24 protein-coding genes and 3 tRNA genes are annotated in these 25,394 nt (G+C 57.0%); 22 read left to right on the top strand and 5 right to left on the bottom strand.

Annotated features, from left to right (window positions below; genetic code table 11):
• Positions 1 to 51: 51 nt before the first annotated feature.
• The 3 genes from HMPREF2971_RS03300 to HMPREF2971_RS03290 all read right to left on the bottom strand — a co-directional run bounded on the left by HMPREF2971_RS03300 (position 52) and on the right by HMPREF2971_RS03290 (position 2,874).
• On the bottom strand, positions 52 to 1,086 hold the full coding sequence (locus HMPREF2971_RS03300) for an inorganic phosphate transporter (RefSeq protein ID WP_049360878.1): 1,035 nt from the start codon (positions 1,084 to 1,086) through the stop codon (positions 52 to 54).
• Positions 1,086 to 1,703, bottom strand: coding sequence for a hypothetical protein (locus HMPREF2971_RS03295; protein ID WP_005504391.1), 618 nt, complete (start codon positions 1,701 to 1,703; stop codon positions 1,086 to 1,088). Before HMPREF2971_RS03295 ends, HMPREF2971_RS03300 begins: the two co-directional genes overlap by 1 nt.
• Positions 1,704 to 2,169: 466 nt before the next feature.
• Positions 2,170 to 2,874 (bottom strand): histone acetyltransferase, encoded by a 705-nt coding sequence (locus HMPREF2971_RS03290; protein ID WP_070691293.1) that lies wholly within the window; start codon positions 2,872 to 2,874, stop codon positions 2,170 to 2,172.
• 87 nt (positions 2,875 to 2,961) lie between these two features.
• On the opposite strand from HMPREF2971_RS03290, the gene HMPREF2971_RS03285 reads away from it, so the two are divergent.
• The 9 genes from HMPREF2971_RS03285 (at position 2,962) to HMPREF2971_RS03245 (ending at position 10,835) form a co-directional block, all read left to right on the top strand.
• Positions 2,962 to 3,034 (top strand) — tRNA-Lys (locus HMPREF2971_RS03285).
• A gap of 170 nt (positions 3,035 to 3,204) precedes the next feature.
• Positions 3,205 to 3,714 (top strand): asparaginase domain-containing protein, encoded by a 510-nt coding sequence (locus HMPREF2971_RS03280; RefSeq protein ID WP_083314072.1) that lies wholly within the window; start codon positions 3,205 to 3,207, stop codon positions 3,712 to 3,714.
• A gap of 1 nt (position 3,715) precedes the next feature.
• Positions 3,716 to 4,399, top strand: a complete 684-nt coding sequence (locus HMPREF2971_RS03275; protein ID WP_070691286.1) for an amino acid transporter — start codon at positions 3,716 to 3,718, stop codon at positions 4,397 to 4,399.
• A gap of 252 nt (positions 4,400 to 4,651) precedes the next feature.
• Positions 4,652 to 5,389, top strand: coding sequence for an organic solvent tolerance protein OstA (locus HMPREF2971_RS03270; RefSeq protein ID WP_246825024.1), 738 nt, complete (start codon positions 4,652 to 4,654; stop codon positions 5,387 to 5,389).
• Between the two features lie 108 nt (positions 5,390 to 5,497).
• A complete protein-coding gene (locus tag HMPREF2971_RS03265) occupies positions 5,498 to 6,091 on the top strand; it encodes a flagellar type III secretion system protein FlhB (protein WP_070691282.1) in 594 nt (197 codons plus the stop codon).
• Positions 6,092 to 6,170: 79 nt separating this feature from the next.
• Positions 6,171 to 7,856: an ABC transporter permease gene (locus tag HMPREF2971_RS03260; RefSeq protein WP_070691279.1), complete on the top strand. Its 1,686-nt coding sequence runs from the start codon at positions 6,171 to 6,173 to the stop codon at positions 7,854 to 7,856.
• Between the two features lie 88 nt (positions 7,857 to 7,944).
• On the top strand, positions 7,945 to 8,823 hold the full coding sequence (locus HMPREF2971_RS03255; protein ID WP_246825023.1) for a multidrug ABC transporter permease: 879 nt from the start codon (positions 7,945 to 7,947) through the stop codon (positions 8,821 to 8,823).
• A 201-nt stretch (positions 8,824 to 9,024) separates the two neighbouring features.
• Positions 9,025 to 9,849, top strand: a complete 825-nt coding sequence (locus tag HMPREF2971_RS03250) for a hypothetical protein (protein WP_246825022.1) — start codon at positions 9,025 to 9,027, stop codon at positions 9,847 to 9,849.
• A gap of 326 nt (positions 9,850 to 10,175) precedes the next feature.
• The gene (locus tag HMPREF2971_RS03245) at positions 10,176 to 10,835 is read left to right on the top strand and encodes a hypothetical protein (protein WP_070691269.1); all 660 of its coding nucleotides are present in this window, start codon (positions 10,176 to 10,178) and stop codon (positions 10,833 to 10,835) included.
• Positions 10,836 to 10,967: 132 nt separating this feature from the next.
• Here HMPREF2971_RS03245 and HMPREF2971_RS03240 read toward each other — a convergent pair whose 3' ends face one another.
• A complete protein-coding gene (locus tag HMPREF2971_RS03240; RefSeq protein ID WP_070507274.1) occupies positions 10,968 to 11,624 on the bottom strand; it encodes a DedA family protein in 657 nt (218 codons plus the stop codon).
• A gap of 337 nt (positions 11,625 to 11,961) precedes the next feature.
• Between HMPREF2971_RS03240 and HMPREF2971_RS03235 the strand changes: the two genes are divergently transcribed.
• The 9 genes from HMPREF2971_RS03235 to HMPREF2971_RS03195 all read left to right on the top strand — a co-directional run bounded on the left by HMPREF2971_RS03235 (position 11,962) and on the right by HMPREF2971_RS03195 (position 22,357).
• Positions 11,962 to 14,148, top strand: coding sequence for a RecQ family ATP-dependent DNA helicase (locus HMPREF2971_RS03235; protein WP_070691267.1), 2,187 nt, complete (start codon positions 11,962 to 11,964; stop codon positions 14,146 to 14,148).
• A gap of 42 nt (positions 14,149 to 14,190) precedes the next feature.
• Positions 14,191 to 14,718, top strand: coding sequence for a nucleoside deaminase (locus HMPREF2971_RS03230; RefSeq protein WP_049340406.1), 528 nt, complete (start codon positions 14,191 to 14,193; stop codon positions 14,716 to 14,718).
• 299 nt (positions 14,719 to 15,017) lie between these two features.
• Complete coding sequence (locus HMPREF2971_RS03225) at positions 15,018 to 15,920, top strand: P-loop NTPase family protein (protein WP_239668368.1); 903 nt, start codon at positions 15,018 to 15,020, stop codon at positions 15,918 to 15,920.
• Between the two features lie 2 nt (positions 15,921 to 15,922).
• Positions 15,923 to 18,529 carry a YhgE/Pip domain-containing protein gene (locus HMPREF2971_RS03220; RefSeq protein WP_049349917.1) on the top strand — a complete coding sequence of 869 codons (2,607 nt, stop codon included), beginning with the start codon at positions 15,923 to 15,925 and terminating at the stop codon, positions 18,527 to 18,529.
• 80 nt (positions 18,530 to 18,609) lie between these two features.
• On the top strand, positions 18,610 to 19,230 hold the full coding sequence (locus HMPREF2971_RS03215; RefSeq protein WP_049340402.1) for a TetR/AcrR family transcriptional regulator: 621 nt from the start codon (positions 18,610 to 18,612) through the stop codon (positions 19,228 to 19,230).
• 167 nt (positions 19,231 to 19,397) lie between these two features.
• A tRNA-Ser gene (locus HMPREF2971_RS03210) sits at positions 19,398 to 19,484 on the top strand.
• Between the two features lie 205 nt (positions 19,485 to 19,689).
• Positions 19,690 to 20,328, top strand: a complete 639-nt coding sequence (upp, locus tag HMPREF2971_RS03205) for a uracil phosphoribosyltransferase (RefSeq protein WP_049340400.1) — start codon at positions 19,690 to 19,692, stop codon at positions 20,326 to 20,328.
• A gap of 579 nt (positions 20,329 to 20,907) precedes the next feature.
• The gene (locus HMPREF2971_RS03200) at positions 20,908 to 21,660 is read left to right on the top strand and encodes a winged helix-turn-helix domain-containing protein (RefSeq protein ID WP_070599639.1); all 753 of its coding nucleotides are present in this window, start codon (positions 20,908 to 20,910) and stop codon (positions 21,658 to 21,660) included.
• Positions 21,661 to 21,811: 151 nt separating this feature from the next.
• Entirely contained in the window at positions 21,812 to 22,357 is a 546-nt protein-coding gene (locus HMPREF2971_RS03195) for a SixA phosphatase family protein (RefSeq protein WP_049349918.1), read from the top strand.
• Positions 22,358 to 22,450: 93 nt separating this feature from the next.
• On the opposite strand, the gene HMPREF2971_RS03190 is transcribed toward HMPREF2971_RS03195, so the two are convergent.
• Positions 22,451 to 22,542, bottom strand: a tRNA-Ser gene (locus HMPREF2971_RS03190).
• A 253-nt stretch (positions 22,543 to 22,795) separates the two neighbouring features.
• On the opposite strand from HMPREF2971_RS03190, the gene HMPREF2971_RS03185 reads away from it, so the two are divergent.
• The 4 genes from HMPREF2971_RS03185 to HMPREF2971_RS03170 all read left to right on the top strand — a co-directional run bounded on the left by HMPREF2971_RS03185 (position 22,796) and on the right by HMPREF2971_RS03170 (position 25,274).
• Entirely contained in the window at positions 22,796 to 23,143 is a 348-nt protein-coding gene (locus tag HMPREF2971_RS03185) for a DUF4190 domain-containing protein (protein ID WP_049346009.1), read from the top strand.
• A gap of 209 nt (positions 23,144 to 23,352) precedes the next feature.
• Positions 23,353 to 23,841, top strand: a complete 489-nt coding sequence (locus tag HMPREF2971_RS03180; RefSeq protein ID WP_005504421.1) for a hypothetical protein — start codon at positions 23,353 to 23,355, stop codon at positions 23,839 to 23,841.
• A gap of 201 nt (positions 23,842 to 24,042) precedes the next feature.
• Entirely contained in the window at positions 24,043 to 24,672 is a 630-nt protein-coding gene (locus tag HMPREF2971_RS03175) for a polyprenyltransferase (protein ID WP_049346007.1), read from the top strand.
• Positions 24,673 to 24,836: 164 nt separating this feature from the next.
• A complete protein-coding gene (locus HMPREF2971_RS03170; RefSeq protein ID WP_049346177.1) occupies positions 24,837 to 25,274 on the top strand; it encodes a hypothetical protein in 438 nt (145 codons plus the stop codon).
• The last annotated feature ends 120 nt before the right edge of the window (positions 25,275 to 25,394 follow it).

Below are 25,394 nucleotides of genomic sequence, written 5' to 3'. Positions count from 1 at the left end.
CCGGCTATCCCGCGGCAGTGAGCATGCAGGGGCATGCACCGCCCCTAAAATCTAGTGGATGGATTGTAGAGCCACCATCGCCAGCACTCCGAGCACAAAGCACGCCGGGATGGTCACCAGCCACACCAGAAGAATCTGCAGAACAATCCTGGACTTCAACGCGTTAAAACGCTGATTCACGCCCGCGCCGAGCGCCGATGCCGTTGCCAGGTGCGAGGAGGAGAACGGCACCTGCAGCAGGAAGTAGCCGATTACCTGCACCACAGCGGTGGTACCCTGAGCGACCGCACCACGGAACGGGTCTAGGCGCACCATCTTGTAGGCGAAGGTGTAGCCGATGCGGCGGCCGCCGGTCAGCGTACCGGCACCCAGGCTGAGGGCAATGATGAGGGTGCCCAGCAGCATCCCGCCTCGGGTGAGAGATTGAAGCAAATCCGGGTCTATGATGCGTTCGCTCAGCAGCGCCCACAGCAACAGGTACAGGTAGCCGGTCTGCAGGCCGTGCAACAGCGAAATTGCGGAGGCGGACACCGCCAGCACCTCGCGGGCGTGCTGATTCACCAGGCGCGGGTTATGCCCCACCACGAGCCGGTAGAACGGCACCACCATCAGCCAGGACAGCAGAAAAATGAGCGGCGGCAGGTAGAAGAGCGGTAGCAGGGTCGCCCCAAAAATATGCGGCAGGAAGGCGAGTGAACCGAAGGCTTCAGCACCGTCCTCGAGTTTCGTCTGGGTCCACCAGCTCACGCCGGCGAGGGCGCCAACCAGCGCGTGGGTTGAGGAAGACGGCAACCGCAGGAACCAGGTGAGCACACCCCAAATAGCGCAGACCAGCAGCGCCGCAACAATACCGTTCAGGCCGGTGACGCCGTCCGGGGCGCTCACCCACGAGGCGGAATACTCACCGAGCAGCAGGAACGCACCGACCACGCCGAGCACGTTGAAGAGCGCGGCAAGGTACAGGGCGGAGCGCTCGCCGAGGGCGCGGGTACGCACCGGAACAGCGACGGCGTTTGAGGCGTCATGCACACCGGTGACGTAGACCGCGGCAATAAAGGCGCAGCAGGCGAGAAGACCCAGGAGCATTAGGATTCCTGAACGATGATGCGGCCGATTTCGGCGGACACATCACGCATAGCGTTGGAGGCGGCGGTCAGCTGCGCCAGGAAGGTGGCGTAGCGGCGGTACCGTTCGGGGGTGTAGCGTTCGGCAATGTACGCGTCGTATTCTTCGGCGGTGCGCAGCGCCTGGCGGGAGATGCGCAGCATGTCCATCCAGTAGTTGTCGAGGCCGCGAATGTCGGCGAGTTTGGGGATGACGGCGGCGGTCAGCACCGCCTGACGCTGAATAATGTCCAGGATCGAGGTGATGTGCGTAGCGAAGCCGTCAATGCTGTGCAGGGACAGCACGTGCGCGGCGCTGGTGAGCTTCTCAACGGCGTTGGTGAGCTTGCGTGCCAGCGTGTACAGGTCTTCACGCGGGATCGGTGGGGAGAAGGAGCTACGCACCTCGGTGAGGGTGCGGAACAGCAGGTTCGTGGAGTCCGCCTCGTGGGTGAGCATGCGTTCGAAGAGTTCGGGGTACTCCGCGACGGGGGAGCCGACCATTTCAGAGAGCAACGCGGCGGCCTCACCGACCTGCGCTGAAATTTCAGCGAGGGAGGCGAGGGATTCGTTAGCGTGGGGAAAAAGTCGGTGCAGCATAGTTCCCAGTCTAACCAGTATCGGGGGTTGCGGGTGCGCGCAGCTCGGGGGTATCTCACGGGGCACACGGTTTTTATGCGCAATCGCGCCGAGCTGACGGCTGCTTCTAGACGGGGTTTTAAACGAAAAACGGTGGGGGTCGATTTCTCGACCCCCACCGGAACGTTTAGGGATGTCGGGTTGGGAGCGCCTCTCGGCGGAAGGCCGCTCGAAGCGGCTAAAGATTTGGAGCCCGGGGCTACCTATTAGCAACCCGACATCTTGTAATTATTATCCACCCGTACCCGGCACAGAGTCAATCGGAAACAGGCTTTTCACGCCTGCGTGACCCAATGTGGAACCTGTGCCAATTCGCGGCATGAACCCGCATTTTTGGGCGGCTAAACGGCGCAGAAGACTAGAATGCTTCGAGGTTGGGTTGCGATTTTTCCTGCGCAGAATCAGCCCCGGAACCCCCGTTAGCCTGTTAACTAGCCTCAACGGCGCGCAGCTGGGCGGCGACCGCCTCCAAATCGTGCGCGATCTGCTCCATCTGCTGAGCCTGACGCGGCAAACGAGCACGACGCTCCACCGCCTCACGCTTCACCTCGTGGCTACCCGGAACCGCACCATCCTGCCCGGCAGAGCGCGCATAATCGGCGCGAATACCCAACGCCACCACGTGCGCAAACGCGGCGCAGCGTTCCATCGCAATGTCCATATCGCCGGTGTACAGGCCTGCCAGAATCTTATCAATCGTGCGGACCACCTCCTCGGCACTCGGCGGGTCGGGAACACCCGCCACCACGTGCGAACGGTAATCCTCCGCCATGCCCAGCTCAAAAGCACGGCTCACCCCGCGCGGCGAACGATGCACCACGTCCCGCAGCCAGTACATACGCCACAGCGCACCCGGCAGGGAGTGGGCGCTCGCGTGCGACCAGAGTTCGGCGAGCATCTCAATACCGTAGTCGTCGGTGAAGCTGACAAGCCGCTCGGTCATCTGCTGGTCGGTGCCGCGTCCACGCATCAGTAGGATGCGTGCGGAGGCGTGCGCCGCCTCTTCGCGTGCGGCGGGGTCCATGCCGCCTTCGTGGCGTTCAAATTTCTCGGCGGAGTAGAAGACGGGGCGGTGGTGAGTGCGGTGACGTGAGCGCCCGGAGGCGCTGGTTGATGATACGGGTGTAGACATAGGATTTCCCAGTGTACCGTTCATTGGCGGGGAGTCGGTAGTGTATAGTATTTCTATCTGCACACTTTCAGTTTTGTGTGGATAGGAGCGCCTTTAGCTCAGTCGGTAGAGCTACGGACTTTTAATCCGCAGGTCGTGGGTTCGAGCCCCACAGGGCGCACTAGCCGACCCGTCGCCTCCCGCTTTGCGGGGGTCGGCGGGTTTTTGCGTCTTCACCCTCGTGTGCGGGGTTTTACCCCCGTGTTGATTCCGTGTGGTGGGGCGTGTCCTGCCGGGTTGGCCTGGCAGTTTTTGATTTGTGTACGTTGACCCGAAAAGATGAGGAAACCCGTGAGCGTCACCATTAAGAACCCTGAAGAAATCACGATTCTTGCCACTGGCGGCACGATCGATAAGTTCTATTCGGTGGCGGGCACCATGGATATTGGTGAGCCTGCCGCTAAGGACCTGCTGGACCGCGTCATCACTGACGTGCGCTTCGATATTCGTCCGCTGATTGGCAAGGACAGCCTGGACATGACCGATGAGGATCGTGCCGAGCTGACCGAGGCGCTGAACGCTGTCACTAACGACCAGGTGCTCATCACTCACGGTACTGACACCATGCCGGAGACTGCCCGCTACCTGCTGGAGCACGCCGACCTGGGCGATAAGGTTGTGGTGCTGACCGGTGCGATGCAGCCCGCCGTGATGGCTCGTTCGGATGCAGGCTTCAACCTGGGTGCCGCTATTGCCGCCCTGAATCTGCTGGAGCCGGGCGTGTACATCAGCATGAGCGGTCGTATTTTCCCTGCTGAGAGCGTGCGTAAGGACCGTTCGCGCGGCATTTTTGAGGGCTAGGATGGCTGATTCCGCTCGTACTCCGCAGGCGCAGTCGGGTTCTCACGGCGCACCGCGTTCTGCTGCTGAGCTTGAGCAGGTGGAGGGCTCCTCGGATCTTGTGCCGCAGGAGCGTATGTCACAGGCGCAGCTTATGCAGCTGCAGGCTATGGATGAGCTGGAGCAGCAGGCTGATGAGTTCTGGAATGTCACCAGTGATTACCCGCTGCCGGCTAAGAACCTGTACCTGGTGCGTGTGCTGCTGCTGGTCGTACCCTCGCTGATTACTGTTTATTACTTCATTCGCGTCACGCTTTTCCCGATTGGTGCGGTGCCGCTGGTCTATCTGGTGATGCATATGTGGGTTGCCATGATTTACCGGGCGAACCGTTCGGTGAAGTTGGTGTTGCTGGCGAATGCAGCGTCCGGGGTCGCGGCGGCGATTATGACGGCGTTCTTTGCCTATGCGCTTGTGACGGTGCAGGGTCCGCAGACGCTGCTGGACCGTGTGGGCGTGTTCTACACGGTGAGCTTGCTGACGGTCATGGCGTCGTTCGCGTTGGAGGTTCTGTTCTCGCTGTTCTATAGTTTGGCGGTTCGTAGGAGCTTGCGTCTGACGCAGAAGAAGCAAGAGGAAGAACAGCGGAACGCAGAACAGCAGCATGCAGAGGACCCGAACGCGGAGGCTTCGCAGGTAGCGGAGTAGGGCTAACGCGCCCCGGCGGGCGGGGATTCTACCCCGCGTATCCACGCCTCCGACGGGGTGATAACGAGGCGATAAGCGGCGGTGTGACACGCTCCCCGCGACGCCCAGCTACTGCTCAGATTCCCTTAAAGTACGCGTGATACGGTAGAGACAGAAACACGACCCGCACCTGCCAGGAGGCCACTCATGGGCGCTACACACCTGAACACAGATGCCGCTTCATCCGCAGAACACCCGGATGAAGATATCAGTATGCAGACCCGCTTTCAGGCGCCTATCCGTCACGTGACTCCTGCTACGCCGGAGGTGTCCGTTCCGCTGAACGTGCCGCCGGTGGTGACTGGTTCGCATCCGGTTATTTCGGCGACTTCTACCGTCATCATTCAGGATGGTACGAACCCTCCGATTGTGGTGCGTACACACCCGACGGGTCCTCTACCGCCGTTCCCGGGGCAGGGTCAGGTTCCCGCTTTTCTGCGCACCTATACCGCTGATGAGGTGAAGGAGCGCAAGCAGAAGCTCAAGAAGAACCTCCTAGTCCGCGCGGTTATTCTGTGTATTTTGACCCTGGTTGAGGGCCTCATTATCTCCCAGTACACGCAGCCGTTAGCGATTTGCTTTGGTTTTGTGGCGGCGCTTTACCTGGTGGTTCAGATGTGGCCGCTGATGCGCCCTCCGAATGATTCGACGGACGCCTCCGTGTATAGCGTTTGGGCTATCTGCTCCCTGATCGGGTATGTTGCCGTGGGGCTGGTGCTTTCACCGATTACGTTCCTGCTGCTGATGCTCGACTGGGCTGGAGTTTCGATGGGGCTTGACCCCCTGCTGATACTTGTTGTCTTGGGCCTAGTCTGGTTGAGCGAGGTCGGTTTATCGTTGCTAACCATTTACCGCTTCAACAACTTGCGAATTGCAATGGCGAACCGGGCAGATTCTCCGTTGCTACCTGACAGTATTTCTGCGACGGTTGATCCGTCCACTTCTGCCTAAAGTTCTGAGGCGGCGCGGTAGACGAACGCCGCGCCGCCACCCACACACCACACACTCGCTCATACATCTTCCACACACACTATCAGCCGACATTCGAAAGATTCAGCTATGCCCGCCGTCGAGTCCTCTCCGCCATCCGCTCCGAACACCACGCATCCTACGAAGCCCGCCACCCCCACTCTCGTGTCTGTGGCGGGTTGGGTTCTGCTTGTTATTGCTGTGGGCTGGCTGGCGCTGATTGCGTACACCGGCGTCTCCTATGCGACTACCCATTTGTCGCATTTTTCGACCTGGCGCGCCCAGTCGCTGGTGGAGGCGCAGGCGTACTACCCGGTGATGTTCTTGCTGGTCAGCGCGTTCGGTAACGTGACCCTGCATGCTTTCTGCACGGTGGCGTACCTGCGTGGCTACCGTTGGGCGGCGCTGGTGCTGTCGGTGGCGTTGGCGTTGGGCGTTTTGGCTTCTTTGCTGATTATGCTGACTGTGGCGGCTCTTCTGGGCACGTTGAATGGTGCGCCGAGCCAGGATGTTGAGTTGCTGCTCAGTAGCGCTTCGCCGCTGTACACTCCGGTGTATATTGCTGGCCCGTACATGCTGGTGTGCGTGGTAGCGTTGGCGTTGGTGTGGTCGCGTCAGTCGCGTTCGTACATGCAGGCGCGCCGTGATTGGCGTTTGCGCCGTAGCGAGGACTACCTGATTTAGCCTTGCAGATTCTGGCTGCGGGTCCCGGACCTGCGGCTCACCGATAACTTTATTCACCCAACCACAGTTAGGATGACTCGTGCACCCTACTTCCGAACCTGCGCACGAATCCACATCGCAGACTACCCCCGGCGCTGCTAAGCGCACATATGATGAGCGGGCGGCGTTTGAAGAGGCGAAAAGAAACCTCGGCATAGTCGGCGATAAGGAGCAGCAATTCGACCGGGGAATGGCGATTCTCGGTAAAGCGTATTCCATCGCGATGATGCTCATTCTGGTGTATTTCCTCCTGGATGCGTACCAGATTATCGTTACCGCGGGCCGGAGTGTGAACATCGGCTCGTTCCTTAGCTATGCCCTGCCGAAGGTTCTGTCTGACGCTGTCTTGGTGGTGCCGTTCCTCTGGTTCGTTCTGGACTATACCAAGTCAGGGTACGTTAATCCGCGCCGCCTGCTGATGCTGTACCTTCTGCTGTGTTCCTTGAGCGGTGTGCTCTCTTTTGCGGGTGTCTTTGGTCTGGCTCAGGTGCTTTTCCCTGCGTTTACCGCACTGGATCCGGTGTCGCATCCTGCCGCTGCTTCGTCTATGGTGTCGCAGGCTCTGGTCGGGGTGATTACGGCGGGTAGCGCCGTTCTCCTGTTTTTGCTGACTCGCCCGGCTGTGGGCACGGTTCCGAGCTTTGCGGTGATTCGGAAACAGATGAGGGCTATCGAGGAAAGCACCTCGGGTGCTGAGGACGAAGAAGAGCTGACTCGCGAGGATGTTCTTCGTCAGCTTGAGAAGGAAGAAGGCCCGGTCAAGGACTCTACCGAGCAGCTGTTGCGTGAGCTTTCTGCCGATTATGCGCTCTCGAATGATCCGGTGGAGAAGAACCGCCTGCTGGCTGAGATACAGCAGATTCAGCGCGCCCAGAAGACGGGTGTAAAGCCTAACTTCGGAGGCACGTCTGGCGGGTCGGCTAAGCCCCAACAGGAAGCGCACGAGGGTGCGGAGGCGACCGCCGCCTCCACCGCGCCTGCCGCCCCTCAGGTGGTGCTCCCGCCCCGCCCGAAGACGCTGCGCGGCGTCATGTGGCTCGCTACAGCCATTATTATTCTGTCCGCAATCCAACGTATCTATGTATCTATCCATAACGAAGTGCCAGACCGCGTTATGGAAAATATGCCGGGCATCATCATTTCAGGCATATTTGCTACCTTCATCTTCTCTCTCATACCGATTTTCGTCCTCCGTCGACTGTGGAAGGGCCGTAGATGGGCGTACTTCCTCACCCTCTTCGGTAGTGCTTTTGTGGTTTTTATCGGGGCGATGAGTTTGCAATCTTTCATCTCGGCTGATTATTTCTCCAGGCTGGCGGATGAGTCGTTGACTTCAAGGCCCCGAGACTACGTAGTTTCCATCGTGGTGAGTGACATTATGGGAGCTTTTCTTACGGCCTTCTACCTGCTGATAGTCGTGCTGCTCATGAGCCGTCCCACCAGGTCGTTTATGGCTACCGCGAGGTTGGCATGGATAGAAGCACGTGAACAGGTGAACGCCGGTGACGGTTGGATTGTTGCGCATCAGGATGCAGAAACGCGTACTCATCTGGAAGAAGAACAGACCCGCAGGGAAGAAAAGGAAACTAACCGACGGGCTGAAGAAGCGGTCGCTCAGCAGTACAAGAGGGCCCGCCGTACGGATGCGCGGAAGAACTCCCGCAACGAACAGCGCGGCTACAAGGATACTTCCGTGTACACCGAGGAAGGCTACCGCCTCAACTAGGGCGGGAAGCCCCTCCCCATGGGGAGACTCTTTGCCACCTGCCCCGTGCTACAGCGCGCGAGGCAGGTGCGAAGAGAAGAAAGGAACAATGATGTCAGAACGTACCCCAAAGCAGCCGTTGAACGATCCGGAGTACACGGTTCCCGAGTACAGCGTGCTGCTACCCTCCGACGAGGCTGAAAATAGCACGGCAGAGGGCGATGCCGTCTCCAGCAACGTAATTTCCGGTAATGTCGCAGACACTAGCGCGGCGGAGGATAACGCGCCCGGCGGCAGCACCTCCGAGCACGCCAGCACCCCCGAGCAAACCACTACTGGCTACCGGGAGGCGACCGCTGGCTACACTGTGTACCCCGCCTCTGAGCAGATAATTCCGGAGCGCCCGAAGGCTATGCGCAGCGTTATGTGGTGCGCTGCCGCCATTATCGTGCTGGGGCCCCTGAGTAATTTTCTGCCGATTCTAAGCGGGTCATATATCGATTTTGAGACGGTGGTGAGTGTTCTCTTCTCTGCCCTGGTGGTTACCCTCATCATCTCCGCCATCCCGATTTTTATTCTCTGGAAGATCTGGGATGGCCGCGAGTGGGCGCGCATTCTTACCATCATCTACTGCGCTCTCGCGGCTGCTAGCGGTGTGCTTATTCTTGCGGATAATTTCTCGGAGTTAAGCTCTAGAGCGGCTGCGGCGTCCAGCCTGGGGCGTGTCGCGAGCGGCATTTTTACTCTTGTTCTTTACCTCCTGATGATTGTGCTGCTGACTCGTGCTCCTATTAGGGTGTACACACAAATCGTTAGCGGGGCACGTGCGCTAGAACGCCAGCAGATGATGTCTGAGACGAGACAGGCTGCCGGTCAGGTGCCGGCGGAACTTCGAGAGCTTTTCGCTGATGATGAGGATGGAGAACGCACCTCATCAAAGGAAAACAACCCTCGCCCGCCACACCGTAGTGCGGGATGGGGAACATAGAAAGGGGCACCAACGTCAGGAGTTCCGAGGCTAGCTCTCGGAATGGTGCACGTGGTGACTCGGGTACCTCTGAATACGCTGAGAAAGGGTACCGCCTTCCTGGGGTGTGGCGCGCCTCCTTATATCCTTGGGGTAAGACTCTTTAATGCCCGCTCCGTGCGCTGTAGCGCGGGGTGGGTGCCAGGGGAGAAAGGAACGACGATGTCAGAACGTACCCCGAAGCTGCCCTTGAATAATCCGGAGTACACGGTTCCCGAGTACAGTGTTTTGCTACCGTCCAATGAGCCTGAAAGTAGCACGGTAGAGGGTGACGGCACATCCAACAACACCGCCACCAACAACGCCGCCCCCACCGGTGCGGTAGACAATAACGCGGCAGAGGATAACGCACCCAGCAACGGCGCTCCCGAGCATGCCACTACCGGCTACCGGGACGCGACCGCCGGTTACGTTGCCGCCTCCGAACATGCGGGTTGGGTACGACCGAAGGCTCTGCGTAGCGCCAAGCGGTGCACCACCGCGATTATTATTCTGTCGCTTTTCACCACTATCCAGCTCTTCCTGCTCTTCGGTAAACCAATCGCCGGTGTGGAGACGCTACCTGACCTTGTCGTGCGTATGCTGGGATACCCTCTCCTCTTTGTTCTTATCCAGATTTGCCTCTTCTGGATGACCTGGAAAGGACACAGGTGGGCGCACATACTTACCCTCATGTACAGCGCCTACGAGGTCTTGAGTCGCATGTATTGGTTTGCGCAAGATTTCCTCGTGGACTCCCGCTATATCACCTTGTTGATGGATGAGTTGCAATCCTCCGACTCTGCAGATTTTGCGGTCGCTTTTCTCATACGTACCGCGATTGGTGTTTTCATTACTGTCCTCTACGTCCGGAATATTGTGTTGCTGACCCGTCCATCTGTGTGGGCGTACACGGCTACCGGCAGAACGTCGCATAGTCAGGTGGTTGATCAGAATCCACAGGCACCTAACACGAACTTCAATGAAGGCGGGAACCGCCTCAACTAGGATGTTTGCCTCAAACGGCGCCACTATCACCAAAAGGCTCAGAGCGTGAAAAGGGTGGGGATACCAAACGGTATCCCCACCCTTTTGCGTTAAATATCGAAATCTTCTAGCTGGTAAAACCCTTTGAGTTGCCTAAAAGGTTCCAGTCTTTCTATAAAAAGCCCTATTTTCCTCTAAGGGCTTACCCTATACTGAAAAAGTATTATTCTCTCAGCTAACTACATCAAACAACTCTTTTAGGTATGTTTCAAGCAAATCTGCCTATACGAGCACAACAATCACCGACTGACGCACCACAGTGCGAGCATATGAGAGAAAGAACGACGATGTTTAACAACACTTCCGGCGCCTCCGCGGGCACGCTGGCACCGCAGGCAGCTCAGTCTAACGCCGCAGCATCGAATATTCCGGCACCGAACTTTCCGGCACCCGCCGCAGCGGCACCTCAGCTTCCGGTTCCTGCAGGTGCCCGCCCTGTGTATGGTGTGCCGGGTGTCCAGCGCGCTATCAATCATCCGCCGCGCCCCATTGCTATCTGGATGGTAAGCATTTGCGTGGTCTTGCTTCTGGCTACGTACCCCCTACAGCCTCTTGTGGGTCTAGAGTTTATGTTTGTGTATTGGCTGGCAGCTTCCACTATGGGGCTTACGATGATTCTCCCTATTGTTCTTGGAGTAGTCTCTGCCTGGTACCTCAATGAGGGTTATGAGTGGGCGCGAGTGGTGATTATTATCGAGGGCGCACTGCGTATGCTTCTGGATATTTTGGTTGTAGCTGGCTCTTCCCGATTCTTCCTGAGCAATGACTATGATTCGCAAGCGTTCAGGTTTATGTTTTTTGGTCCGTTTATGACCCTTGAGGGTATGTATGTGAAGCTCGCCTTTGATTTCATCATCCGTATCTTCTTTATTGTTCTTCTCTGCCAGCCGCAGGTGGGGCGATACATCCAAATGCGTGGAGACCTGCGACGCATGAGCGTAAAGTAACCTCGCAGAGGCATAGCTCGCTTCCGGGGCGTCGCCTCCACCGGGTTTGAGAGAACACAAAAAGGTGGGGATACCAGACGGTATCCCCACCCTTTCTCGTCCCCGGCTCAGCAGCTGAGAAGGACTCACGTATTACTCAGCAGATTCCTGCTTCGCCTTCGAACGGCCACGCAGGTACTCGATAATAACCGGCACCACAGAAACCGCCACAATAATCACAGCAATGTACTCAATGTTGTTGTGCACGAACGGGATACCGCCCAGCAGCACACCCGCCAGACCAATCGAACCAATCCACGCAACCGCACCAACAACATTCCACAGGTGGAACTTCTTACGGTCGTACGAAGAAATACCAGCCGCAAGAGACACAAAAGTACGAACAATCGGCACGAAACGACCCAGAACCAGAGCCAAACTACCGCGCTTCTGGAAGAACTCCTCAGTAGTGTGCAGGTTCTTGGTGCTCAGAATCTTCGCGTCATCCTTGAAGATCTTACGGCCGTAACGGGCACCAATCTGGTAGCCAACCTCAGCGCCAGCAATAGCAACCAGCACCAGGACCGGGAACGCAACCCACAGGGACAGGCCCATCTGCTCATGCAGCATACCCAGAGCAAAAATCAGGGAGTCACCCGGCAGAACAGGGAAAAGAACACCGGACTCAATAAATACGATAATTGCCGAAACAACCAGAACCCAGGGGCCGGTATCGAGCAGGAACTGCTCAAGGTCGAGACCCAAGAGCGCAACCGGAAGATGCGCCAAAGCGGTGGCAAGAAAAGTCATGAAAAATCCTGAACTGTGAGTGGACCGCACACACGGATCGGCGGCGGAGTAACACCAGCATAGAAAGCGTACCTATGGTGAACATTGTGCAAAACTATGCGGAGGCTGTGTATTACTGGCACAATTCTACCGGCATTTACGCCGGACGCACGGGTGAGCGAGGCGTAAATCTCCTCGCCCGCATGGCGAAACAACCTGAGGTGACGCGGCGCTCGCGTGCCTCCCCAAGAAATGACCATCCGCAGAGCCGGGCGATACCGGGTGTGACATGATGGAAAGAGAGCACGGCGCGTCGCGGCGTAGCGATTGCCCCAACCACCCACCGTTGGAGAGAACCATGAACCCCGAACAGCCAGCGTCCAGCCCCGCGGACTCCCTGCGCACCGATTCCCTGCAGGCTGACCCTCTGCACGCTGAAGCCCGCGAAGTGTTGCGCCGCCTCACCGATGTCGCTGATGCTGAGTTCCACGATGGCCAGTACGAGGCGATTCGCGCCCTCGTCGCCGACCGAGCCCGCACTGTGGTGGTGCAGCGTACCGGCTGGGGTAAGTCCGCCGTCTACTTCATCTCCTCCCTGCTGTTGCGTGCCCGCGGTATGGGCCCGGCGCTTATTGTCTCCCCACTGCTCTCCCTGATGCGTGATCAGGTTGAGGCAGCATCCCGCGCGGGGGTGCGCGCCGCAATGGTGAACTCCGCGAACGTGACCGAATGGGATGAGATCCGCACCCGCCTCGAAACTGATGAGCTCGATGTGCTGCTGGTGGGCCCCGAACGCCTCAATAACCCGGCGTTCCGCGAGCAGTGGCTGCCGTACCTGCTGCCGCGCCTGGGCCTGCTTGTTATTGATGAGGCGCACTGTATTTCTGACTGGGGCCATGATTTCCGCCCCGATTACCGCCGTATTGGTTCGCTCATTAAGTCTCTGCCGGTGGGTGTGCCGGTGCTGGCGACAACCGCGACCGCTAATGACCGCGTTAGCCGCGATATCGCTGAACAGCTCAGCACTGACACCGCCCCTGTGCACGTAATCCGCGGCCCGCTATCCCGCGAGTCCCTGCGCCTGGGTGTGCTTACCCTGCCTGATGAGGCGCAACGTATCGGCTGGCTACTCACGCACCTGAACGACCTGCCCGGATCCGGCATTATCTACACGCTGACTGTCTCTGCTGCAGAAGATACCGCAAACGCTCTGCGTGCCAGCGGCTACGAGGTTCTCGCCTACACGGGTAAAACCGACCCCGATGAGCGCCTGGTTGCGGAGCAGGCGCTCAAGGAAAACCGTGTCAAGGCTCTTGTGGCGACGAGTGCCCTCGGTATGGGTTTTGATAAGCCTGATTTGGGTTTTGTGGTGCACCTGGGCGCGCCGTCGTCTGCGGTGAGCTACTACCAGCAGATTGGTCGTGCCGGTCGAGGTGCCGTCAACGCTGATGTTTTGCTCCTGCCCGGTCGTGAAGACCGCGCCATTTGGGAGTATTTTGCGACCGCCTCCATGCCTAACGAGGAGCAGGCGCTGGCTGTTCTTGATGCGCTGGCTCAGGCCCCGGAGGGGTTGAGCATTACCGCTTTGGAGGCGCGCGTTCAACTGCGCCGCTCAACCCTGGAGCTTCTGCTGAAGGTGCTGGATGTTGAGGGCGCCGTCGTGAAGGAAGGCAACTATTGGCGTCGAACCTCTTCGCCGTGGCGGTACGATAACGCTCGCTATGCGGCGGTGGCGCAGGCACGTGTGCTGGAGCAGAACGCCATGCTCGAGTATGAATGTACTAGTCAGTGCCGCATGCTTTTCCTGGCTCAGCAGCTTGATGATGCTTCCGCTGTTGCGTGCGGTCGTTGCGATGTGTGCGCGGGCCCCTGGTACCCGGTTGAAGTTCCCGCTGAGGCGCAGCAGGCGGCACAGAGCAGCTTCAATACGGTGGGCGTGCCCCTGCAACCGCGCCGCATGTGGCCGAGCGGGCTGGACCAGCTGATGGGTGCGGATGCGCCGCGCGGTCGTTTGTCTAAGGACGAGCAGGCTGAATCCGGTTACGCTTTGGCGCGTCTGAGCGACATGGGGTACGGTACTCGTCTGCGTGAGCTTCTGGCGACGAATGAACTGGGTGAGCCGGTTGATTCTGAGGTCCCTGCCGAGCTGGGTCGCGCTTGCGTGAAGGTGCTTGCCGCTTGGGAGTGGTCTGAGGCGGGTCGTCCGGTGGCGGTGTTGACTCTGCCTTCGCCGGTGCGTCCTCGTTTGGCTCAGTCTCTGGGTAGGGGGCTTGCGTCGGTGGGTCGTCTGGTGGATTTGGGTCAGGTGTATCTGGTGGGGGAGCCTCGTTTCTTTGGCGGTAATAGCGCGTTCCGCTGTGCGGATGTACTGCGCTCGTACCGGGTACCTGCAGAGGTTCTGGACTATGTGCGTGAGCATCAGTGCCCGGTTCTACTGGTTTCTGATGTGGTGGATTCGCGGTGGGCGTTTACTGCGGTGGCTCGCGAGCTGAGGTTGGCGGGCGCTTCTGCGGTGTATCCTTTCTCTTTGGCTGCTACTCACTAGTCGCGCTCGATAATGCTTCATTTATTCCCCTGACGAGGATTTATGTCATATTCGGAATATTCAAAATTAACGGTCACTGATGGTTCCTCCGCTGTGCTCAGCGATATTCCCTCTCGCTCTGAACACAGTGAGTGGATGGCGCACGCCCTCGTTGAGGGTGCCGCCGCTGGTGAGCGTGGCGAGATTCCTATCGGCGCCGTGGTGGTGGATGAGCAGGGCATCATTATTGGTTCAGCGGGCAATACCCGCGAGCAGGAGCATGACCCCAGCGCCCATGCGGAGGTGAATGCGATTCGTCAGGCGGCGGCGCATCGTGGGCAGTGGCGCCTGGACGGTTGCACCCTGGTCGTGACCGTGGAGCCGTGCCTGATGTGTGCCGGCACGATTTTGGCGTCGCGCGTTTCGACGGTGGTTTTTGGTGCCTGGGAGGAGAAGACGGGGGCTGCTGGTAGCCGTTACGATGTGCTGCGTGACGGCAAGGTCGCTCCGGCTCCCGAGGTGTATGCGGGGGTGCGTGCTGATGAGTGCGCGCAGCTGATGGTGGACTTCTTTAAGGAACGCCGCCCCTAACCGTCACCCGTGGTGGCGCTTCAGGAACTGTTTTGTATAACGTGGAAAGCTGCGTGAGAACGCGTGGCTTTCCGCGTTATTTGTACGAAACCCCCATTTATTTGAAAAATACTTCAAAAATTTCAAAATTGGTACCCAATTTCAGGCAAAAAGCCCACTACATCACACATGTCCGGGTCTACCATATATAGGCACTGGAGCCTCCGTCTGCCCGTGACTGAAAATAGATACCCCACGCAACCTGCGGAGTGCTCCCCAAAACTCACCTGAACCGTCCTGTATTTAAAGGGGATTTATTCGTGCTTCGCGTTGACAATATTTGGGCTAAGGGGCGTCACCACGCCCTTTTTGGTCGTACCTCTTTTTCTGTAAATCAGGGCGAGGTCATCATTATTCAGGCGGATAGCCAGATGGAACGTACCTCGCTGGGTTTGGCTCTTACCGGCCGTTTGCCTCTGTCGGGTGGCGAGATTTTTTGGAGCGATGGTGATGCGGAGCCGCAGCCGATTTCGATGAAGAAGCTGCGTCGTATCAGTGACATTGTTGATTCTCCCGATGTGACTGCCCCGGAGCAGCACATGCGTGTGCACGATTACGTGTCTGAGATGCTCTCCTATAATCTGCCGGTTTTTGGTCGTTCCCGTGCGAGCCGCTGGCTGAAGGAACGCGGTCTTGAGGACCTGGACGGCCTGTGGATGGATGAGCTTGATGGTGAGATGAACATTGAGTTGATGGCGGCTTTGGCGCAGGCGAGTCCTTCGGACCTGCTGGTTTTTGATACGCCCTCCCGTCATTTGAACCACACCTATATGTGGCTTCCTTACCTGGAGGAGCTTGCCACTGACGAGGATCGCCCTCGCACTGTGGTGGCGATTGTTCCGCATATTTCGGAGTCCTGGCAGGGCGCCCGTGCTGTGGTGGGTAGTGTTCACATGGATCAGGACGGCGAGTTTGAGCCGGCTGAGGAGCCTGTAGAAGAGCTGACTGAGACGGAAGAGCTGACTGCGGCAGAGGAACTAACCCAGACCGAGCCTGTGATTGACGTGCGTGAGGTTGAGGAAATCCCCTCGGCCTCTTCGATTTCCCTCACCCCCGCGGCATCCGGCACTTCCGGAGCCGCTCAGACCACTGACCATAAGACTGATAACCAGAAGACCGGCAACCAGAAGACTGTTGCCCAGAAGACCGCTGAGAAGGAGTAAGAATGACTGTTCTGCGTGTGGCTCTTGTTGAGCTTAAGCGCCTGACCAGCGGTGTTTTGCCGGTTCTGGTGCTTCTTGCTATGTCTTGCATCCCGCTGCTGTACGGCGCCCTGTACCTGTACGGTAACTGGGATGCTTACGGCAATGTGAATGGCATTGTGGGTGCTCTCGTGGTTGAGGATGAGGGCGCGACGGATTCCGAAGGTAAGCAGGTGAATACCGGTGCTGACGTGAAGAAGAATCTTCTGGATGCTGGCACGTTTGATTGGCGTCAGGTGCAGACTCGTACTGAGGCTGTCGAGGGTGTGGAGAACGGCACCTATGACTTTGCGATGGTGATTCCGAAGGATTTCTCGCGTAATTTGCAGAGTGCCGGTTCGTTTAAGCCTGATGCTGACGGTAAGACGGGCCCTATTGATGCGCGTTCGGCGGGTATCGAGGTCATTACGAATGACGCGAATAACTATGTGCTGACGAATATTGTCACGAAGGCGGGCACTGCGGTGCGTGATTCGGTGGCTGAGAAGGTCGGTAATTCGACGGCTAATTCGCTGTTGGCTAGCTTCACGACGATTCATTCGAAGATGGATGAGGCTGCTGATGGTGCGTCGAAGGTGAATAACGGTACGGTGAAGCTGGCGGACGCTATCACTCAGCTGAAGGACGGTACCGCCACGGTGAATGATGGTGCCGTGAAGCTGAAGGATGGTACCTCCTCTCTGGCTGATGGTCAGTCGCAGTTGTTGGATGGTCAGAAGCAGTTGGCTGAGGGGGCCGCGAAGCTTGCTGATGGTGTGTCGACTTTGGATTCTGGTGCGGCGAAGCTGGATTCTGGTGCCGCGAAGCTTGCCGATGGTGCTTCGAGTTTGAAGGATGGTTCGTCGACTTTGGCTTCGGCTGCGGCGTCTGCTTCTGATGGTGCGTCGAAGCTGAAGGATGGTTCGGCGACTCTGGCTGAGGGTACCGCGAGCTTGAAGAGTGGTTCGGCTTCGGTGGCGAAGGGTGCTAATGATTTGGCGTCTGGTATCCATCAGTTGCGTGAAGGTATGGATCAGGCGGGTATTCGTGAGTTGCCGGCCGAGTTGAACGCGATGTGCATGCGCCTGCATGAGACGGATACTTCTGCTGGTAGCGGCGATTTTGGTCGTGACTTGTCGAATACTGTGGTGTCTGCGAGTGCGCAGAAGGTGCGTGCTCGGGTGACTCCGCTGGTTGAGGCGGGTACGTTGACTCAGGAGCAGGCTGATCAGCTGGTCGCTGCTGTTGATTCTGAGGAGACGAAGAATGAGGTTGCTGAGCTGAATCAGAAGGCTCTGCAGTCGCATCTGGCTACTCGTGATGCTGCCGCTGCTGATGCTCTGTCGAAGTTGCGCGCGTTGAAGTCGAGCCATTGTGTTTCTGATGGTTCGTCGTCGACTGCGGTGAAGATTCAGACTTTGGTGACTGGCGTGGATTCGCTGGATTCCGGTGCGTCTTCGCTTGCCAAGGGCGCTTCGTCGGTGGCTGATGGTGCCGCTCGTGTGGATGCTGGCGCGTCCTCGTTGGCGTCGGGTTCGGCGACCCTGGCTGATGGTAATTCCAAGATCGCTTCGGGTGCTTCGAGCCTTGCGAGTGGTTCTGCGACTCTGTCGGGTGGTGCTTCTGAGCTGAAGGAGGGTACTGGTTCTTTGAAGAGCGGTACCGCCGAGCTGAAGGATGGTAGCGGTACTTTGGCGGAGAAGGAGCAGTCTGCGGTTGAGGGTCAGCAGAAGCTGGCTGATGGCGCGAATGAGCTGAAGGATGGTGCGTCGCAGCTTTCTGACGGTACGGCGAAGCTGTCTGATGGTTCTACTCAGCTGAATGATGGTGCTTCCGAGTTGAAGGATGGCACTTCGTCGTTGGAGAGCGGTCTGGCTTCTGGCGCTAAGCAGGTTCCGAGCCTTGCGCCGACTGAACAGGCGAAGGTTGCGGATACGATGTCGAACCCTGTGACTTTGTCGCATGAGTCGCTGGCGTCGGCTCGTAACTATGGTGAGGGCATGGGCCCGTTCTTCATGTGCTTGGCGCTGTGGATTGGTGGCCTGATGCTGGTTCAGACGCTGCGCGTGATGAATAACCGTGCGTTGGCTTCGCATGCTCCGTCGATTCGTGTGATGCTCGGTAGCTGGATGCCGTTCGGACTGGTAGGTATTGCTCAGGCGACTCTGATGTTCGCGGCGATTAAGTTTGGTTTGGGCTTTGAGATGGCTCATCCGTGGCTGGTGTGGCTGTTCCTCTGCTATGTGGCTCTGGTCTTTACCGGTTTCATTCATGGTTTGACGGTGATTTTGGGTGCGCCGGGTAAGCTTGTTGCTTTGGTCATTCTGATTCTGCAGCTGATTACTGCGGGCGGCACGATGCCGTATGAGACTTTGCCTGAGTCGATTCGTTGGATGCATGATTTCTTCCCGATGGGTTATGCGGTGGCTGGTACGCGTCGTTTGGCGTATGGCATTAATGAGTCGAGCCTGTGGGGCATCATGCTGGTTTTGACTCTGTGGGGTCTGGCTGGTCTGATGTTGGGTTACATTGGCACGCGTCGTGATCGTACGTGGTCGCTGAAGAAGCTGGCTCCGGAGATTACGGTGTAACAAACCCTGTTTAGTCGCACCGGGGGAAAACTGTCTAATAAAATAGAGATATATCTGCAAAAAGGGAGGGAGGACTGCTGATGTTGCAGCGCCCAGCCGCTGAAGCTTCAAGTCGTCGTCCCGGCCGTACAGGTAGAACTCAGTTGAAGTTGTTCAACGCTGCTATGGAAATCATGACCGAAAAGGGGCTTGAGTACGCCACTGTTGAAGAGGTGGCTGCCCGGGCGGGTGTTTCTAAGGGAACCGTGTATTACAACTTCGGTTCTAAGAAGACCATGGTGGATCAGCTGGTTCAGTACGGCACGCAGTTGCTGCTGAGCGATGCGCGTCGCGCGGCGTCGGTTCATTCTGATCCGCGTGAGGCGTTGCGGAGTGCTGTTCGCGCCGCGTTCCAGTATCTTGAGGACCGTCCGGGTTTTACTCGGATGTGGCTTTCGGAGGCATGGAAGGGTGCGGATGGTTGGACTGAGGCGATGAGCGATAACCGTCTGAATCTTCTGGATTTTTTGGAGGAGATGACGGAGGCTGTGGCTCGCCGCTATACGGTTGATACCGCTCAGAATCCTCGTGCGATTGCGATCTCTATGTTCGGCGCGATTTACATGTTTGCTATGGATCGTGAAGTGCATCAGGCGGAGCGCAATGCTGAGGATGCAACGCGTGCTGTCATGCTGGTTGTAGATGGGTATATCCGTCATTAGGCGGACCTGTTAGGGTCTGTAGACGTAGCCGGGACTTCGGTGTCGGGTGTCGAAAAGGGCACGGTGAAAGGGGCCGTGAAAGGGGCGACACCCGGCTGCCGTACGCGCACGATATGTAGGCTCATTCTTGCCCTCCTGTTGGGGGTGTGCTATAGTTTTCCACTGTTGGTGGTGTGTCCGAGCGGCCGAAGGTGCATCACTCGAAATGATGTTTGGTGTAAAAGCCAACGGGGGTTCAAATCCCTCCACCACCGCACCAACGAAAACCCGTCGAGATTCGTCTCGGCGGGTTTTTGCATGTCCGGATTGTTTCGGATTGTTCTGGGGTGGTGCTGGCGGGTGCATTGGTGGGTGCGCTGGTGGGTTCTGCGCGGCGGTATTCGCCTAGTTTTATAGGGTGTGTGCCACTTCCGGGGCTTTGCCGGTGCTTGCTGATTCGGGGGTGGGTAAAATCGTATTATGCGTATTAAGATTCTTGACCACCCGCTGGTCTCTCACAAGATTAGTGTTCTGCGTGATAAGAGCACTCCGTCCCCGATTTTCCGTCAGCTGGTTGATGAGCTGGTGACCCTTCTGGCTTATGAGGCGACTCGCGAGATTCGTGTGGAAGAGGTTGAGGTTGTGACTCCGGTGGCGACTACTACCGGTGTTCGTATTGCTGATCCTAAGCCGCTGGTTGTTCCGATTCTGCGTGCTGGTCTGGGCATGCTGGAAGGTATGACTCGTATGGTTCCGACCGCTGAGGTGGGCTTCCTGGGTATGGCTCGTAATGAGGAGACCCTGGATATTGTGACGTATGCTGAGCGTCTGCCGGAGGACCTGACTGGTCGTCAGGTGTACCTGCTGGATCCGATGCTGGCTACCGGTGGCACTCTGATTGAGGCCATTAAGTTCCTGCGTGAGCGTGGTGCTGAGTCTGTGACTTGCGTGTGCCTGATTGCTGCTCCTGAGGGCATTGCTGCTCTGGAGAAGGGTATTGAGGGTATGGAGAATGTTGACCTGTTCCTGGCTGCTCGTGATGAGCGTCTGAACGAGAAGGCGTACATTATTCCGGGTCTGGGCGATGCTGGTGACCGCCTGTACGGTCTGGCTGAGTAGTTTTTCAGCGTTATTCACGTGATGTGAGTGGGGCGCCTCTGCATATGTTTAAGCATGTGCGGGGGCGCTTTGTTGTATCTGCTGGAGGCTGTGCGCAGGTTATATGGTGTGGTGTTGGGGGATGTGTGTCTAACGGTCTGCTGTCTTGGGTGTTTATGGTGTTGTTGGGCGCTTGTGTGGGTTTATGAAACACCCTTAATAGTATGTGATGAGGAACACTATAATGTTTTGAAGGGTTCAAAATATATTGAGCATATTCACAGCTTCACATGAAAATACAGGGTGGAACCAGTAAATAAAAGAAGCTATGAATATTTATAAGGGAAAAAAATACTGAAAGCTTCAGGTAGTCCCTGAAACCCTAAAACATGAGAGGGGGCATTGTACTCCTCTCGCCCATAAAGATGAATCCACTATGCTGAATCCGCTTGATTTATCCGTCAAATAGGAGAAATATTAAGTAAGAGGATTGAAGCTCGAACAGGTATTGGGGACTGTTTGACTCGGCGTCACTTCCGGCGCACCCCACACTACGTACGACAGGGATCCCGTACACAGACTTTGAGAGAAGGTTGAACCATGTCAGGCGCTGTACCTGGATATGTCCACATCTCCCAGCGCGGCCGCGCCGCTAAGCGCCAGGTCGTGCAGCCTCAGCGTCCCGCTGCGCAGGCCGCAACGTTGCGTCCGATGACTTTCTCAGCCGGTGACTCTGCCCATAAGCAGGCTCAGGAAAATGAGGCACGCGGCTTTGTGCTCTATGTGGGTTTGAATGAGGAACTTGCTGCAGCGAACGGCACCTCCCTGGTGCGTATCGTTCAAGATCTGCGCACTTATGCACACCACCTGGCTCCCGAGTCGGAGTCGTACGCCGCTGTGGCGTTGGCTCCGGTGAACGCTGAGGGTAGCGACCTTGAGGTGGTACGTAATGCGCTCGGCGACCCGACCGCAATGTACATGCACCCGGAGGCGAATGTCGCCCGCGAAGCAGAGACCACGAATAGCCACTCTTCGGGTGTGCTGATTGATTTGGCACGCCGCGAGGTGTTCCTGGATGGTGAGCCGCTCATGCTGACTTTCAAGGAGTTCGAGCTGCTGGCACACCTGGTGGAGAACTCTTCCCGCACCGTGGGTCGTGAGGAGCTGCTGAAGGCGCTGTGGAGCTCCGGTGACGAGCATCCGCATGAGCGTACAATTGACGTGCATATTCGTCGTCTGCGTTCGAAGCTGGGCCGCCTCTCGGGTACCGTGCGTACGGTGCGCGGTCAGGGTTACCGCTTCTTTGAGCACCCCGAGGTTGTTGTCTGGGCTGCTCCGGAATACTCGATTTAGCGTGTACAGAATTTAGCTTCTGTAGAGTGCACCCCGGTGTGCTGGCGTCATGCCGGTGCGCCGGGGTTTACTTGTGCCCGCCTGGGGGTGTTAGTGTGCGTGCTGTGGCGGCGTGCGGCACGATCCGGCGCCCTCTAGATAGAATGGGTGTATGGCTGAAAATTCTTCCAACACTGCATCTGGCTCGCACCGCAGCGGGGTCAAGCGTCTGATTATTATGCGCCATGCGGAGGCTGATTGGGGTCTGAATGATTTTGATCGTCCGCTGACGAAGCGCGGCCATGAGCAGGCTGCCGCTGCTGGCGCCTGGCTGGCGGCTCGCGGTTATATTCCGGAGCAGATTATGTCGTCATCGGCTTTGCGTACTCGTCAGACGACGACTTGGGTTTCGGATGGTTTGGGGGCGAAGGCGCCTACTGCTCATCTGGATGAGGGGCTGTATGAGGTGTCTGCGTCCCGCATTATTGCGCGCATTAACAGCGTTTCGGAGAATGTTCATTCTCTGATGGTGGTGTCGCATCTGCCCGGTGTGCAGGATGCCGCGCAGCATTTGATGAGCCCTGATTCTGACCCGAATGCGTCCATGGATGTGTATTACGGTTTCCCGCCCTCTTCTATTGCGGTGTTTGAGGTGCCGGGGGAGTGGGCTCTGCTTGATGGTGCGGATGCGCGCCTCGTGGACTTCAAGAGCTTCTAGACCAGGAGTTTCTAGACCAGGATTTTCTAGGCTTTGTACCTGGAAGAAATGGGTAAAGCAAAAGCCCCGTACCAGCCGGTACGGGGCTTTTTGTGGCGGAGACGGGGGGATTTGAACCCCCGGTCGAGTTTAACCCCGACCCTTCATTAGCAGTGAAGTCCATTCGGCCGCTCTGGCACGTCTCCACGGTGCGCTCGTGAGCGCATCCCTATAAGAATATAGGCTGTTTTGCGCTTGGTCAATTCGGCCCGTGCTTTGGAGATATCTCTGAGTATGTGTTGCTTTATAGGGCGGATTATGGATTGTGCGCTTTGAGGCTCATATACATTTTCGATAGACTGCTACTGTCCAACCGATAAATAGAGGGCGTCTCTGGCGTGTGATTTTTCCATGCAGCGTTGCCAGAGTCGTCTTATTTACTCAACGAAATGAGAAATCATGTCTGAAAACCCCAACAACCCCCAGCCCCAGTTCAACCAGGACCCCCAGTTTAGCCAGCAGGCACCCCAGTTCAATCAGCAGGTTCCTTACGGTGTGCCCGTTCAGACCCCTGAGCAGCAGGCTCAGGCGAAGAAGGCAAAGACCCTGTCGATTGTCTCTCTGGTGAGCGGTATTGTGAGCTTCTTTGTCCTCGGTTTCATCCTTGGTGCTGTAGCTATTGCGACCGGCCGCCTGGCTATGAATAACCCCGAGCTGAAGAACCGCGGTATGGCTATTGCCGGTACTGTTCTGGGTGTCGTCAGTATTATTTTGCTGGTCGCTCTGAAGATTTTTGTAAAGCAGTAAGATTGAAGCTACCTGCAGTAGCCTCATGATTTGAAGAAGCCCGCGAGCGCCCCGTGTGTTCGCGGGCTTCTGTGCGCCTCATCAGTTTTCTGGTCAGTGCATATATGCTGCGGATAGCTCCAGAATGACGAATCCGTTTGTGCCCACCTCAGCGATAGGTTAGGGTGAGTAAGGTTCAATACACACCATTCACACGAAAGAGGGACCACATGTCTCAGAACCCGCAGGACTCTAACTCCTACGACTACAACCCGGAATACGGCAACCTGAACGAGCAGAACGCTCAGAACGGTCAGCAGCAGTACCAGCAGCCTGGTCAGTACGGTCAGCCCATGATGGTGCCCGTCGGCATTGTTCAGAAGACCCCCGAGCAGCTTGCTGGCGAGAAGGCTGGTCAGACCTCCATGGTGCTCGGCATTATTGGTCTGATCTGCAACTTCTTTGTTAGCTGGTGGCTGTTCGGTCTGCCCTCGCTGATCATGGGTGTTATCGGCATTATGAAGGCTAATGAGGCTGAGCGTTTTGGCACTGCAGCTTCGGGTGGTCGCATCATGGGCTGGATTAACGCAGCTTTTGGTGGCCTATTCTTGGTTGTAATCGGTGGTTTCCTGCTGCTGGGTCTTATCGGCGCGGCAGGTGCTGCTTCTTCCTCTTCCAACCACTTTACTGAGCTGGTCAGCACCCTGGCACTCTTCTAAAAGGTCTCGCCCTCCTAGAGGGTACATAAAAGCCCCGTTTCTCGTATTGAGGAGCGGGGCTTTCGCGTACCAGCTGGCACTCTACTGCCCTCTTAAAATGTATTGCGCGGGTTTGTGCGACAGATGTAGTTGTACCCGTTTCGGTGATAGGTTAGGGTGAATACTGTTTAACACACACCAGCCGTACGAAAGTGAGATGCCATGTCTCAGAATCCTCGGGGTTCAGACCCCTACGACTACAACCCGGACTACAACCGTCTGAACGAGCAGTACAACCAGAACGGCCAGTACGGGCAGAACACTCAGTACGGTCAGTATGGCCAATACGGTCAGTACGGGCAGAGCTCCTACGATCAGTATTCTTATGACCAGTACGGTCAGAATTCGTACGGCCAAGACTCGTATGGTCAGAATCAGTACGACCCGTACGGTCAGCAGTACCAGCAGCCCGGCCAGTACGGTCAGCCCATGATGGTTCCTATTGGCATTGTTCAGAAGACCCCCGAGCAGCTTGCCGGTGAGAAGGCTGCTCAGACTTCCACGGTGCTGGGTATTATCAGCTTGGCGTGTATAGTGACTCTCAGCTGGTGGCTGTTTGGTCTGCCTTCCCTGATTCTGGGTGTTATCGGTATTTTCAAGGCGAACGAGGCAGAACGTTTTGGCGCGGCTGCTTCGGCTGGGCGTATCTTGAACTGGATTAGCGTAGTCATTGGTGGCATGTTCCTGGTGCTTTTTGGTGGCGGTATGCTGCTGGCGATTATGCTGGCTCTTTCTGATTCTGCCGCAAATTCTAGGCTCGTGGAGACTGCGCAGATGCTGGTACTTTTCTAAACACTTTCACCCTCATTGGAGGGTACGCAAAAGCCCCGTTCCTCACGTTGAGGTGCGGGGCTTTTCTGTATGTATGCCGTATGTTTGGTGAAATCGGCTCGACATACTTGTTCCCTTGGTGGGGGAAAGTCTAGGGTGGGCATAACGCCCGGTATTGAAAGGTTATGATGCCCCAAAATAATGAAGTTTTTGATTACAATCCCGAATATGCCAAGCTCTACCAGGGAAATGGCAGCCCGCAGTCTGACGCTGACAACACGGACGATTGGACGCAACATGCGAGCAAGCAACCTTCCGACGAGCAAAGGGCACAAGACGGTAAAAAGGCAGCGAACGTATCCCTGCTTTTCGGCGCCCTCGGCCTCCTATTTTTCTTTCTAGGGTGCTGGTTGTTTGTCCACGATTTTGACAGTGGTGGTCTGCAGATAGTTGTTGTTGCACCGTTGCTGAACGTCCTGGGTATTTGGCAGGGGCGAGTAGCGAAACAGCACGGTGTACCTGCCCTAGCGGGTCGTATTCTCAGCTGGGCGGGTGTAATTTTTGCCCTTCCCTTCGCCATCATCGTCGCATTGTTCTTGATTGTCCTGACCGGCGGAATATAACTATGTCGACTCCACAGGGAGCCTGCGTGTCCTCTTGTTCTAGTGGATTAGGGGAGGGGCTAGGGGGTAATACTTCTCTAATGTTGAATGTGAAAGGTTGTGGATGCGATGTCGCAGCTA

It is taken from the genome of Rothia sp. HMSC066G07 (assembly GCF_001814485.1).
Taxonomy (GTDB): Bacteria; Actinomycetota; Actinomycetes; order Actinomycetales; family Micrococcaceae; genus Rothia.
Note: the sequence above shows the minus strand (reverse complement) of the source record. Positions and strands in the feature narration are given on the sequence as shown.